Genomic DNA, 13,878 nt, shown 5'->3' with positions numbered 1-13,878 from the left:
CTCCGGTTACTGATGCGTCACAACGATAAGACGCAGGGCATCCAGACGCCAGCTAGCCTGGTTGAGGCTTTCCAGCACCTGCTGACGGTTGCTTTCAATCGCTGCCAGTTCGTCGTCACGGATGTTAGGGTTCACGGCCTTCAACGCTTCCAGACGCGACAGCTCAGCAGACAGTTTCTCGTCGGCTTCCGCGCGCGCGGCATCAATCAGCGCTCTGGCCGCTTTCTCAATCTGGGTTTCGCCCTGTTGCAGAATAGCGTGCACGTCCTGCTGGACCGCGTTAACCAGCTTGCTTCCGGTATGGCGGTTCACCGCGCTCAGCTGTCGGTTGAAGCTCTCGAATTCAACCTGTCCCGCCAGGTTCGTACCGTTTTTGTCCAGCAGCAGGCGGACAGGCGTTGGCGGCAGGAAGCGGTTGAGCTGCAGCTGTTTCGGCGCCTGCGCTTCCACAACGTAGATCAGCTCCAGCAGCAGGGTACCCACCGGAAGCGCCTTGTTCTTCAACAGGGAGATGGTGCTGCTGCCGGTATCGCCGGAGAGGATCAGGTCCAGACCGTTGCGGATCAGCGGGTGCTCCCAGGTGATAAACTGGGCGTCTTCGCGGGACAACGCCACATCGCGCTCGAAGGTGATGGTACAGCCATCTTCCGGCAGGCCCGGGAAATCCGGAACCAGCATGTGATCCGACGGGGTCAGGACAATCAGGTTCTCGCCGCGGTCGTCCTGGTTAATGCCGACGATGTCGAACAGGTTCATGGAGAAGCTGATCAGACTGGTGTCATCATCTTGTTCTTCAATGCTTTCGGCAAGCGCCTGCGCTTTTTCACCGCCGTTGGAGTGGATCTCAAGCAGGCGGTCGCGGCCCTGTTCCAGCTGCGCTTTTAGCGCGTCGTGCTTCTCACGACAGGACTTAATCAGATCGTCAAAGCCGTCGGTGTTTTCCGGCGCGGCCAGGTAGCCGATCAGATCGCCATGCACCTGATCGTAAATGGTGCGGCCCGTCGGGCAGGTATGTTCAAACGCGTCCAGGCCTTCGTGGAACCAGCGCACCAGCACGGACTGGGCCGTTTTTTCCAGATACGGCACGTGGATCTGAATATCATGGGCCTGACCGATACGGTCCAGACGGCCGATACGCTGCTCCAGCAGATCGGGGTTAAACGGCAGATCGAACATCACCAGGTTGCTGGCGAACTGGAAGTTACGGCCTTCAGAACCGATTTCAGAGCAAAGCATAACCTGAGCGCCGCTGTCCTCTTCGGCAAACCACGCCGCGGCGCGGTCGCGTTCAACGATGGACATGCCTTCGTGGAACACGGCGGCGCGAATGCCTTCGCGCTCGCGCAGGACCTGCTCCAGCTGCAGCGCGGTGGCCGCCTTGGCGCAGATCACCAGCACCTTCTGGGAACGGTGCGCGGTCAGGTAGCCCATCAGCCACTCTACGCGCGGATCGAAGTTCCACCAGGTGCCGGTATCGCCTTCAAATTCCTGGTAGATTTGTTCCGGGTAGAGCATGTCGCGAGCGCGCTCTTCCTGCGTTTTGCGCGCGCCCATAATGCCGGAAACTTTAATGGCCGTCTGATATTGCGTCGGCAGCGGCAGCTTGATGGTGTGCAGCTCGCGTTTCGGGAAGCCTTTGACGCCGTTACGGGTGTTACGGAACAGGACGCGGCTGGTGCCGTGGCGATCCATCAGCATGTCGATCAGTTCTTTGCGCGCGGATTCCGCGTTCTCGCTGTCGCTGTTAGCGGCCTGCAAAAGCGGCTCGATATCCTGCTCGCCAATCAGATCGCTCAGGGTGTTGAGTTCGTCATCAGAAAGACGCTTGCCCGCCAGCAGCAGCGCGACGGCATCCGCCACCGGACGGTAATTATTCTGTTCTTCCACAAATTGCCCGAAGTCGTGGAAACGGTTTGGATCGAGCAGGCGCAGACGGGCGAAGTGGCTTTCCAGACCCAGCTGTTCCGGCGTTGCGGTCAGCAGCAGGACGCCAGGCACGCGCTCGGCAAGCTGCTCGATAGCCATATATTCGCGGCTCGGCGCGTCTTCGCTCCAGACCAGGTGGTGCGCTTCGTCGACCACCATCAGATCCCACTCGGCATCGCACAGGTGCTCAAGACGCTGCTTGCTGCGGCGCACGAAGTCCAGGGAACAGATCACCAGCTGTTCGGTTTCAAACGGGTTGTCCGCATCATGCTGCGCCTCGGCATAGCGTTCGTCGTCGAACAGGGAGAAACGCAGGTTAAAGCGGCGCAGCATTTCAACCAGCCACTGGTGCTGCAGGGTTTCTGGCACCACAATCAGCACGCGTTCGGCAGCGCCGGAAAGCAGCTGTTGATGCAGTATCATGCCCGCTTCAATGGTTTTACCCAGCCCCACCTCATCTGCCAGCAGCACGCGCGGCGCGTGACGACGGCCCACGTCATGGGCGATGTTCAGCTGGTGGGGGATCAGGCTGGTGCGCTGGCCGCGCAGACCGCTCCACGGCATGCGGTACTGTTCACTCTGGAACTTACGCGCGCGATAGCGCAGGGAGAAGCGATCCATACGGTCGATTTGCCCGGCAAACAGGCGGTCCTGCGGCTTGCTGAACACCAGCTTGCTGTCGAGCAACACTTCACGCAGGATGACATTTGACTCGTCGGTGTCCAGGCGAGTCCCGATGTAGGCGAGCAGTCCATTCTCTTCTTTTACGTCTTCAATCTTGAGCTGCCAGCCGTCATGGCTGGTCACGGTGTCACCCGGATTAAACATCACGCGGGTTACAGGGGAGTCATTGCGAGCGTACAGACGGTTTTCACCGGTGGCAGGGAAGAGGAGGGTAACCATACGCGTATCGATTGCTACGACGGTTCCTAATCCAAGTTCGCTTTCTGTATCGCTGATCCAGCGTTGACCAAGTGTAAAAGGCATAGTTGTTCGGCTCTAATCTTTAATTGCAGGCAATAGTTCGACTACCGTCAGAAAAAACGGTCATCGAAAAATGGGTCCGGGAATGGAAAGGGCGCTATGGTACTGGATGGCAGCCATTTCGTCACGCGTCAAAATAGGCCAAGTTGCCCTGTAACCAGTGTAGCAAAATCATCGTCGATGAAGGGCAAAATTCCGTCGGCAACCGGCTGAAGCTGACGCGTCAGATAGTGTTCATAATCCAGAGGCGAGTGCTGATAATCCACAGGTTCCGGGCCGTTAATCGTCCAGACGTATTTGATGGTCCCCCGGTTCTGATACTGCGGCGCGCGGCCGCGGCGGACGTTTTCTTCATCCGCCAGGCGCGCGGCGCGGACGTGCGGAGGAACGTTACGCTGGTACTCCGCCAGCGGACGGCGCAGACGCTTGCGATACACCAGCTGCGCGTCAAGTTCGCCCGCCATCAGGCTGGCTATCGTCTCGCGCACGTAGTCCTGATACGGCTCATTGCGGAACACCCGCAGATAAAGCGTCTGCTGGAACTGCTGCGCCAGCGGCGTCCAGTCGGTACGTACCGTCTCCAGCCCTTTGAAGACCATCCGCTGCGCGTCGCCTTCCTGAATCAGCCCGGCGTAGCGCTTCTTGCTGCCCTGATCGGTACCGCGAATGGTGGGCATTAAAAAGCGGGCAAAATGGGTTTCAAATTCCAGCTCCAGCGCGCTGGTTAAGCGCGCTTTCTGCAGATGTTCCTGCCACCAGTTGTTCACGAAGGCAACCAGCGCTTTGCCGATTTGCGCGGCGTCTTCTTCTGAATGAGTGCCCTTAAGCCATACAAAGGTGGAGTCCGTGTCGCCGTAGATGACGTCATAGCCCCGGGACTCAATCAGCGCTTTAGTCTGGCGCATGATCTCGTGTCCGCGCATGGTGATCGACGACGCCAGCCGCGGGTCAAAGAAGCGGCAGGCGCTGGTGCCCAGCACGCCGTAAAAGGCGTTCATGATGATTTTCAGCGCCTGCGATAGCGGCTTGTTGCCGTGGCGCTTGGCCTCATCTCGGCCGTGCCAGATGTTTCCCACTATCTCAGGCAGACAGTGTTTTTCCCGCGAGAAGCGTGCGCCGAGGAAGCCTTCGGTGCTGTGTTCATCATCCGGCTGGGCCAGGCCTTCCACCAGCCCGACGGGGTCGATCAGGAAGGTGCGAATTATCGACGGGTAGAGGCTTTTGTAGTCCAGCACCAGAACGGAGTCATACAATCCTGGCCGGGAGTCCATGACATATCCGCCGGGGCTGGCCTGCGGCGGCACGTCCCCAAGGTTGGGGGCGACGTATCCTGCCCGGTGCATCCGCGGAAAATAGAGGTGGCTGAAAGCCGCCACGGAGCCGCCGTGTCTGTCAGCTGCCAGGCCGTTCACCGTCGCGCGCTCCAGCAGGAACGGCATAATCTCGGTTTTATGGAATATCTGCGTGACCAGCTCGCAGTCTTTCAGGTTATAGGTGGCGAGCGCGGGCTTGTCTTCGTTAAAGCGCCGGTCGATCTCGTCCATTCTGTCCCAGGGGTTGTCGATGGATTTACCTTCACCAAGCAGCTCCTGCGCAACCGCTTCGAGGGAGAATGAAGAGAAGTTCCAGAAGGCGGATTTCAGCGCCTCAATGCCGTCGATAATCAGGCGACCGTTCGCCTGTGCGAAGAAGACGCCGTTCTTAAAACCGTGCTCGCGCCATTCCAGCTCGCTGTTGCCGCGCCCGAGCATCAGCGGAATGCGGTAACGCTCGGCGTGCTTTTGCAGCACGCGCAGATCGAACTGTACCACGTTCCAGCCGATCAGGACGTCGGGATCGTAGTCGGCAAACCACTGGTTAAGCTTTTCCAGCAGCTGCGGGCGGCTGCTGACGTACTCAAGCCGGAAATCCAGCGCGGAGGCATTACCATTCGGCGGCCCGAGCATATAGACAACCCGATCGCCGCAGCCTTCCAGACCGATGCAGTACAGTTCGCCGTGGCGGGTGGTTTCGATATCCAGTGATACCCACTTCAGCGGCGGGCGGTAGTGCGGGTTCGGCTTCAGCCGCGCGTTAACGAGGCTGCCGTTATGCGCGGTGCCGTCCACCCAGACGGGCGCGGTAATAAACCGCTCCATCAGAAAGCGTTCCGGTGGGCGGATATCCGCTTCGTAGAGCGTCACGTCTGCTTCGCGCAGCAGTTTTTCATAGCGCATCAGTTGACGATGGGCGCGACAGTAGAGGCCGTAAACCGGCTGACGGTGGAAATCTTTCAGCTCAAGCGGAGTGATACGCCAGCCGTTTTCGCCGCGCAGCAGCTCTTTCACTTTTTCGACGTGCGCTTCCGGAATAAAAGCCACGGATTCCTGCGGGGGGAGCGTAACGTGCAGCGGACCGTTGTCCGTCGCCAGCCAGAACGCGACCTCGGTGCCCTGAGGGGTATCCCGCCAGTGTCGGGTCAGTAAAAAGCCTTCTTGCGCCTGCGCCACGCCGTTATCCCAGAAAACAAAACCAGGCCTGATTATAGCCTGGTTAAGATTTTAATGCTGGGTTTATATACAGTTTACTGCCCGTAGTAGGCCTTCGCGCCGTGCTTGCGCAGGTAATGCTTATCCAGCAGGGTTTGCTGCATATCTGGCAGCTGCGGCGCCAGCTGGCGACAGAAGATCCCCATATAGGCGATCTCTTCAAGCACGATGGCGTTATGCACCGCGTCTTCTGCGTTTTTCCCCCAGGCAAACGGGCCGTGGGAGTGCACCAGCACGCCGGGCATTTGCGCCGCGTCGATTCCCCGTTTTTCGAAGGTTTCAACGATCACGTTGCCGGTTTCCCACTCATACTCGCCGTTGATTTCTGCATCGGTCATCAGACGCGTGCAGGGAATAGTGCCGTAAAAGTAATCCGCGTGGGTGGTGCCGGTCGCCGGGATGGACTGGCCCGCCTGCGCCCAGATGGTGGCGTGGCGCGAATGGGTATGCACGATACCGCCGATGGTCGGGAATGAGCGGTACAGCAGGCGGTGGGTTGGCGTATCGGAGGAGGGCTTTTTGTTCCCTTCCACTACTTCACCCGTTTCGATGCTGACAACGACCATATCGTCTGCGGTCATTACCGAGTAATCGACGCCGGAAGGCTTGATCACGAACACGCCTTTTTCGCGGTCAACGGCGCTGACGTTGCCCCAGGTCAGGGTCACCAGATTATGTTTCGGCAGCGCCAGGTTGGCTTCGAGCACCTGGCGTTTGAGCTCTTCTAACATTGTTGTCTCCCTGCCCGGCGAGCGCAGCGCCACCGGGCATTACGTACTTAGCGTTTTGAACCGTAATAGACTTCGTTCCAGCGCAGCGCGTCTTTGAAGGCGGGCAGGCGGGTATCGTTATCAATGACGGTCAGCTCGATATCATGCAGCTCGGCAAACTGACGCATGTCGTTCAGATCCAGCGCGTGGCTGAAGACGGTGTGATGCGCGCCACCTGCGAGGATCCAGGCTTCTGAAGCGGTCGGCAGATCCGGCTGTGCTTTCCACAGGGCGTTGGCGACCGGCAGTTTCGGTAGAGAATGTGGGGTTTCAACCGCATCGACGCAGTTCACCAGCAGGCGGAAACGATCGCCGAGATCGATCAGGCTGGCGTTGATGGCCGGGCCCGTGCGGGTGTTGAAGATCAGACGCGCCGGATCGGCTTTACCGCCAATACCGAGGTACTGCACGTCCAGGATCGGTTTTTCCTCTACCGCGATGGAAGGGCAGACTTCCAGCATGTGTGAGCCGAGCACCAGATCGTTGCCGTTTTCGAAGTGGTAGGTGTAGTCCTCCATAAAGGAGGTGCCGCCCTGCAGACCGGTCGACATCACCTTCATGATGCGAAGCAGAGCGGCAGTTTTCCAGTCGCCTTCGCCCGCAAAGCCGTAGCCCTGCTGCATCAGGCGTTGTACTGCCAGACCCGGCAGTTGTTTCAGACCGTGGAGATCTTCAAAGGTGGTGGTAAAGGCGTGGAAACCGCCCTGTTCCAGGAAGCGCTTCATGCCCAGCTCGATGCGCGCCGCGTCCAGCACGTTCTGGCGCTTGTCGCCGTTGATTTGTGCCGCAGGCGTCAGGCGGTAGCTGCTTTCGTATTCGTCCACCAGCGCGCTCACGTCGCCATCGCTGATTTCATTCACCACCTGCACCAGGTCGCCCACGGCCCAGGTATTCACGGAGAAGCCGAACTTGATCTGCGCGGCCACTTTGTCGCCGTCGGTGACCGCTACTTCACGCATGTTGTCGCCGAAACGCACCACTTTCAGGTGGCGGGTATCCTGCTTAGAGACTGCCTGGCGCATCCAGGAGCCGATACGTTGTTGCGCTTTGCCATCCTGCCAGTGGCCAGTCACGACCGCATGCTGCTGACGCATACGCGCGCCGATGAAGCCGAACTCGCGGCCGCCGTGCGCGGTCTGGTTCAGGTTCATAAAGTCCATGTCGATGCTGTCCCACGGCAGGGAGGCGTTGAACTGGGTGTGGAACTGCAGCAGCGGTTTGTTGAGGATAGACAGGCCGTTGATCCACATTTTTGCGGGGGAGAAGGTGTGCAGCCACACCACCAGACCGGCGCATTTATCGTCGTAGTTGGCGTCGCGGCAGATGTGAGTGATTTCGTCCGGCGTTGTGCCCAGGGGTTTCAGCACCAGTTTGCACGGCAGCTTGGCTTCCGCATTCAGCGCGTTAACGACGTGCTCCGCGTGTTTTGTCACCTGCTGCAGCGCTTCCGGTCCGTACAGATGCTGGCTGCCAATCACAAACCACACTTCATAGTTATTAAAAATGGTCATCATCGTGTCCTTAATGGGTCAGGGTTGCCGTAGTGTCCGCGGCGCTTTTGGCCGGGGCGGCGACAGGGAGATAGTGAAGTTCGGCGCTTTTTGCCCATTGCTGGTAGCGCTGATAAAGCTGTTCAAAGCGTTGTGCCTGCTGGGCACGCGGCTGGAGCGTATTTTCGACGGCGCTCGCCATATGCTGCTGCGCGGTCGGGATATCCGCATGGACCCCTGCGGCCACGGCGGCGAAAATCGCCGCGCCCAGCGCGCAGCACTGATCGGAGGCCACAATCTGCAGCGGACGGTTCAGCACGTCGCAGCAGGCCTGCATGATCACCGGGTTTTTACGGGCAATACCGCCCAGCGCCATCACGTTATTCACGTCGATGCCCTGCCCGGTGAAGCACTCCATAATCGCGCGGGCGCCGAAGGCCGTTGCGGCAATCAGGCCGCCGAACAGCGCAGGCGCGTCGGTTGCCAGGTTGAGATCCGCGATCACCCCTTTCAGACGCTGGTTGGCGAACGGCGTACGACGGCCGTTAAACCAGTCCAGCACCACCGGGAGGTGATCGAGAGACGGATTTTTTGCCCAGGCTTCGGTGAGCTGCGGCAGGAGCTGCTTTTTGCTCTCGGCTATCTGTGTTTTCAGTTCAGGATGCGCCGCCGCCAGCTGGTCTAGCGGCCAGCCCAGCACGCGGCCAAACCAGGCGTAGATATCACCAAACGCGGACTGACCGGCTTCCAGGCCGATGAAGTCCGGCACCACGCTGCCGTCAACCTGCCCGCAGATGCCTTTTACCGCGCGGTCGCCGACGGTGGCTTTATCCGCCGTCAGGATGTCGCAGGTGGAAGTCCCGATGACTTTGACCAGCGTGTTTGGCTGTGCGCCCGCGCCCACGGCGCCCATATGGCAGTCAAAGGCGCCGCCGGAGATCGCCACGTTTCGCGGCAGGCCGAGGCGCGTCGCCCACTCTTCGCAGAGGGTGCCGACGGGAATATCGGCGGTGAAGGTGTCGGTAAACAGCGGGTATGACAGGCTCTTGTTGACGATCGGGTCGAGCTCATCAAAGAACGCGGCCGGAGGCAGGCCGCCCCAGCTTTCATGCCACAGGGATTTATGCCCGGCGCTGCAGCGGCCGCGGCGGATATCCTGCGGGCGCGTGGTGCCGGAGAGCAGGGCAGGCACCCAGTCGCATAGCTCAACCCATGACGCGGCAGCTTGCGCAACGGAGTCGTCGGCACGGGTGACGTGGAGGATCTTGGCCCAGAACCATTCGCTGGAGTAAATCCCGCCGATGTAGCGCGAGTAGTCCGTTTTGCCCGGCTGATGGCACAGGCGGGTGATGGCTTCGGCCTCTTCCACGGCGGTATGGTCTTTCCACAGCACGAACATGGCGTTCGGGTTGTCGGCAAACTCCGGGCGCAGCGCCAGCACGCGTCCTTCGGCATCCACAGGGGCTGGCGTGGAGCCGGTGCTGTCGACGCCAATCCCGACAATCTCAGATCGCTGGGCGTCGGTCAGTTCGGCCAGGACGGTTTTGATCGCCGCTTCCATCGACTCGATATAGTCACGCGGGTGGTGGCGGAACTGATTGTTCGGCGCATCACAGTAGCGCCCCTCTTGCCAGCGCGGGTACCACTCAACGCTGGTTGCTATCTCCTGGCCGGACGTACAGTCCACTGCCAGCGCGCGAACCGAATCGCTGCCAAAATCGAGGCCAATCGCAATTGCCATGGTGTTGCTCCATCGAAAAAACAGGTATGGAAGAACATTAGAGACTGGGGGAAAAAGTCGTCAGGCAGGATCCGCTAATCTTATGGACTAAATTGCTGTTACAACGGAAAGTGTGACGCCGTGCAAATATTCAATGTGGACATTTCTGCCGCACTTATAGACACTTTTGTTACTGGTTATCTGCTTGCTCTGGCGAAGAAATCAGGGGGAAAGGCTGAAACATGGCGGACGTAAAAGCGGCGTGATGCTTTTTAGATCTTTACGCGGGCCATTTTTAAGCTGCTTTTAGTGATATGGACAATTGGTTTCCTTCAGGACCCTTGGGAGAACTGAATCTATGGCCGAAACGCAAAACGATCCCCTGCTGCCGGGATACTCGTTTAACGCGCACCTTGTGGCGGGACTGACCCCTATCGAGGCTGAGGGATATCTCGACTTTTACGTCGACCGACCGCTTGGGATGAAAGGGTATATCCTCAACCTCACCGTGCGAGGGGAAGGAATCATCAAGAACGGTGACCAGCAGTTTGTCTGCCGCCCGGGGGATATCCTGCTGTTCCCGCCGGGTGAGATCCACCACTATGGCCGTCATCCTGATGCCAAAGAGTGGTATCACCAGTGGGTTTACTTCCGTCCGCGCGCCTACTGGCAGGAGTGGCTTTCCTGGCCAGCAATTTTTGCGCACACCGGTTTTTATCGCCCGGACGAGGTTCATCTTGCGCAGTTTCGCGAGCTTTTTGCCCAGATTATCGAGGCGGGGCAGGCCGGTGGTCGCTATGCCGAACTGCTGGCGATAAACCTCCTTGAACAGCTGCTGCTGCGACGGATGGAGGCGATTAACGAGTCGCTTAACCCGCCGCTGGATAACCGCGTGCGCGACGCCTGCCAGTACATCAGCGACCACCTGGCCGATAGCCAGTTTGATATCGCCAGCGTTGCCCAGCACGTCTGCCTGTCGCCGTCGCGGCTGTCGCACCTGTTCCGCCAGCAGCTTGGCGTCAGCGTACTGAGCTGGCGCGAGGATCAGCGCATCAGCCAGGCGAAGCTGCTGCTCAGCACCACCCGGATGCCCATCGCCACCGTGGGGCGCAACGTGGGCTTTGAGGATCAGCTCTATTTCTCCCGCGTATTTAAAAAATGTACCGGTGCCAGCCCCAGTGAATTTCGCGCGGGATGTGAATAAACGGTAAAAAAAGATAAACAAACAGGTGAATGCAGAAAGCAACCTGTAAACTATTCAGACAATTGTTGCCTTGACGCGGTGCAGGGCGCTAAGCAGAATCGCTGATTCGTTTTCTGACCGGAATAGTTATGCAGGCATTGCTGGAACACTTTATTACCCAGTCCGTTATGTACTCGCTCATCGCCGTGGCGCTGGTGGCGTTTCTGGAGTCGCTGGCGCTCGTCGGGTTAATCCTGCCCGGCACCGTAATGATGGCAGGGCTTGGTGCGCTGATTGGCAGCGGCGAGGTTAATTTCTGGCAGGCGTGGCTGGCCGGGATTATCGGCTGCCTGCTCGGCGACTGGATCTCCTTCTGGCTGGGCTGGCGCTTTAAGAAGCCGCTGCACCGCTGGTCGTTCATGAAAAAGAACAAAGCCTTGCTGGATAAAACCGAGCATGCGCTGCACCAGCACAGCATGTTTACCATCCTCGTGGGCCGCTTTGTTGGGCCAACGCGTCCGCTGGTGCCGATGGTGGCCGGGATGCTGGATCTCCCCGTCGCGAAGTTTGTGGTGCCGAACATCATCGGCTGCGTCTTTTGGCCGCCGTTCTATTTCCTGCCGGGGATCCTGGCGGGCGCGGCCATCGATATTCCTGACGGTATGCAAAGCGGTGAGTTCAAGTGGCTGCTGCTGGGCACGGCGGTGCTGCTGTGGCTGGCGGTCTGGCTCTGCTGGCGGCTGTGGCGCAGCGCGAAAGCGAGCGTCGATCGCCTGACGCGCTATCTTCCGCGCTCTCGTCTTTTGTGGCTGGCCCCGCTGACGCTGGGTGTAGCTGTGGTAGCCCTGGTCGCGCTGATTCGCCACCCGCTGATGCCGGTGTACGGCGAGATCCTGTTGAAGGTGGTAAGCCGTTAATCGGTTTCCCGCTCTAGTATCCCATATCTCGGTAAGCCCGGTTTGAGCTGGTGATCGACAGTAAAGCGCCTGTTACCGCTTGAACCAGAACAGAGAGTATTATGCTTGCCGCTAATACCAGTATGGAAGGCATCTCACCGGGCTTATTGGTTATCATCATAATGAAAAATAAGGAAAATAATAAAAAGAGCCCCGTCATTACCCCATTAATAAAGGGATGCAGCCAAACGTCCCATCGGCAGGTTTCGGATACATGAGTATCCTGCGAGGAAAGCGCGGTGATGGAAAATTTATTCATTGCTGAATTCGCCACCAGCTGAGTTCCCTGCGCATATTTTACCGCATCGGCAGCAAGCGCCAGCGCCAGCCATCTGTATCCCTCGCTCTTTTCCCCGAGTGAGGATTCCATTTCCAGCCGTTCCATAACAGCGTTTTTAGCATCCAGCGCCTGCATCAAAGGATATTTTTCCGTGCGGGATAATCCGCTGTACCAGAGCGCTTTTGGGGCCGTCACAGGGCCAACATCCAGATAAACCGGCATCGTTTCTTCTACGTCCGTGATCTTACTCATCGGTTGGTACAGATAAACCGGTTTCTCTCCCTCTGTATGCACGTATTGGTTAGTGAACAGAAAAGCGCAGGCGTTTTCCATGCGCTTACTGTCACCGTCTTCACCATGCATATCGACGACGATCAGCAGCCTGTTAACGATGAACTTGTCGCTTGCCGCTATCCATTCCCCGATGAGCGAGTAGTCAGGGCACTCGCTGATAAATTGAATTTTGCCGCTTTGCGCACTGTGTAACTTCAGATTTCCCAGCGCTCGTCTCAGATCCTCAACACAGTTCGCATCGCCACCGCGAACCCAGACGTATGTATCCCTTCGCTGATACGCACTCATTTTGAGCTTATCGGCCATCGGCGCGAGCAGGCGCGAAAAGACGGCTTCGTCTGGAGTCTGGTCAAACGCTTCGGTTGCCTCAATCTTTAGCGGCGTTTTGGGCGCCAGCGGAAACTCACCTTCAAGCTTTAGCATATTCAGCGCCAGCTGATCGACCGGAGAGAGAACCGACCAGGCTGCAATGGTAATGTTCTGACGCGCAAAACGTTTTAGCCGGATAGCCCTCTCTTTTGCTATATATTTGCGAGTTTCTGCATAGTTTACTGACGTACTTATTATCATTTTCAGCGCAAATACCAGACACGTTACCAGGCTGAGCGGAAGCAGTACGGACGGCAAGAAAAAATATAGCGTCACATGTTTATTCTGAGGCCAGTTAACAATCTCAAGAATGATCCCTACGACAACAGCGACGACATACACAGCAACGATCGCTAATGTTGGCATTTTCACGTCAGCATCTTTCTGCTTCGAATATAACCACCACTCCATCACATAGCCCCCGCCGTTGGCAGCGTTGTCCTTATTTCACACCCGCACGCCGCTTTACACCGGTCGACAACCACGCCTCGTCCTAGCATCGTCCAGCGTGGATGGCACTCTGTAATCGGGTACTTCCCTTTGTGCAGCAGGCATTCAACGATGTCATCTTTTAGCGCCACGGGTTTACCCATGAAATTGGCCCCTGAAGCTGAAGTCACTTTTCCACCGTTCGCCAGCGGATCGTCTAAGCGAATTACGCCGTTCATTTTTTATCCTTAGTCATTTATCGCGCATCCATGTCACAGCGCATATGGTCCCAGCCGGTATAGCTTTTCACTTCAGGGACCTTATCGGGTTGGTTTTTCCAATTAGTCTGCAATGACTGTACGGTGTCCTTCAGGCCTTGCTTCGTCATATAAACCATTCCCCACGCCCAGCCGCCCGTTCCTGTTGTAATATCGCCCTGCCCCCCATCCTGAAGTTCGTAATGAATACCCTTACCACCGGGCAATAGACGGGGGTCGTCAAACGGTCTGGATGACATATAAAGACTGCGCTTTGTCTGCAGAAAGCCCTGGTCATTCACCACTGTGAAAGAAAGAACATCATCTCGCGGAGGTGAGTTCATTCCATCCGGTTCGTTTCCACCGGGAGAAAATTGTGCAACCTGCCACGTTTTCCCGTAGTCCTTAGAGACACGAAACCCACCGACTCCCCAGCCTGTAATAGCGATGTATCGTTCTGAGGGATGGACAAACTTTTTAGTAAATATTCTGTAAAACTGGCTGACAGGTTCAGAATGAATCCCCCGCTGAGTATCGGTGTACCAGAGCTCACCTTCACAGTCCCAGCCTTTCAGTTCGAGATAACGATGGTCATCGAAACGGTAAACCACCTGCGTCGGCGGCTCATTGGCCTGACAGCCTGAAGCCATCATTACAGCAGCGGCAGCCATGCCTGAGAATAATGCTTTCAT

10 protein-coding genes are annotated in these 13,878 nt (G+C 57.7%); 2 read left to right on the top strand and 8 right to left on the bottom strand.

The window, feature by feature from the left end:
* Positions 1 to 6 precede the first annotated feature (6 nt).
* The 5 genes from rapA to araB form a co-directional block, all read right to left on the bottom strand.
* A complete protein-coding gene (gene rapA / locus AC4IBF_RS18175) occupies positions 7 to 2,913 on the bottom strand; it encodes an RNA polymerase-associated protein RapA (protein ID WP_133293761.1) in 2,907 nt (968 codons plus the stop codon).
* 128 nt (positions 2,914 to 3,041) lie between these two features.
* Entirely contained in the window at positions 3,042 to 5,399 is a 2,358-nt protein-coding gene (polB, locus tag AC4IBF_RS18170; protein WP_248175358.1) for a DNA polymerase II, read from the bottom strand.
* 74 nt (positions 5,400 to 5,473) lie between these two features.
* Positions 5,474 to 6,169, bottom strand: a complete 696-nt coding sequence (gene araD / locus AC4IBF_RS18165) for an L-ribulose-5-phosphate 4-epimerase (protein WP_133293763.1) — start codon at positions 6,167 to 6,169, stop codon at positions 5,474 to 5,476.
* Positions 6,170 to 6,216: 47 nt separating this feature from the next.
* Positions 6,217 to 7,719: an L-arabinose isomerase gene (gene araA / locus AC4IBF_RS18160; RefSeq protein WP_032649842.1), complete on the bottom strand. Its 1,503-nt coding sequence runs from the start codon at positions 7,717 to 7,719 to the stop codon at positions 6,217 to 6,219.
* A gap of 10 nt (positions 7,720 to 7,729) precedes the next feature.
* Positions 7,730 to 9,439 carry a ribulokinase gene (gene araB, locus AC4IBF_RS18155; RefSeq protein WP_136195621.1) on the bottom strand — a complete coding sequence of 570 codons (1,710 nt, stop codon included), beginning with the start codon at positions 9,437 to 9,439 and terminating at the stop codon, positions 7,730 to 7,732.
* A gap of 337 nt (positions 9,440 to 9,776) precedes the next feature.
* On the opposite strand from araB, the gene araC reads away from it, so the two are divergent.
* Positions 9,777 to 10,622 (top strand): arabinose operon transcriptional regulator AraC, encoded by an 846-nt coding sequence (gene araC, locus AC4IBF_RS18150; protein ID WP_023310373.1) that lies wholly within the window; start codon positions 9,777 to 9,779, stop codon positions 10,620 to 10,622.
* A 128-nt stretch (positions 10,623 to 10,750) separates the two neighbouring features.
* Positions 10,751 to 11,518, top strand: a complete 768-nt coding sequence (locus AC4IBF_RS18145) for a DedA family protein (RefSeq protein ID WP_008502007.1) — start codon at positions 10,751 to 10,753, stop codon at positions 11,516 to 11,518.
* Positions 11,519 to 11,531: 13 nt separating this feature from the next.
* Here AC4IBF_RS18145 and AC4IBF_RS18140 read toward each other — a convergent pair whose 3' ends face one another.
* The 3 genes from AC4IBF_RS18140 to AC4IBF_RS18130 all read right to left on the bottom strand — a co-directional run bounded on the left by AC4IBF_RS18140 (position 11,532) and on the right by AC4IBF_RS18130 (position 13,878).
* Positions 11,532 to 12,911: a hypothetical protein gene (locus tag AC4IBF_RS18140; protein WP_491463000.1), complete on the bottom strand. Its 1,380-nt coding sequence runs from the start codon at positions 12,909 to 12,911 to the stop codon at positions 11,532 to 11,534.
* Complete coding sequence (locus AC4IBF_RS18135) at positions 12,911 to 13,093, bottom strand: PAAR domain-containing protein (RefSeq protein WP_491463327.1); 183 nt, start codon at positions 13,091 to 13,093, stop codon at positions 12,911 to 12,913. Before AC4IBF_RS18135 ends, AC4IBF_RS18140 begins: the two co-directional genes overlap by 1 nt.
* Before the next feature lie 92 nt (positions 13,094 to 13,185).
* Positions 13,186 to 13,878 (bottom strand): T6SS immunity protein Tli3 family protein, encoded by a 693-nt coding sequence (locus tag AC4IBF_RS18130; RefSeq protein WP_240741454.1) that lies wholly within the window; start codon positions 13,876 to 13,878, stop codon positions 13,186 to 13,188.

Source organism: Enterobacter sp. Taxon_8 (assembly GCF_058354585.1).
The sequence above is the reverse complement of the archived record's forward strand: the minus strand, read 5'-3'. Positions and strand labels throughout refer to the sequence as shown.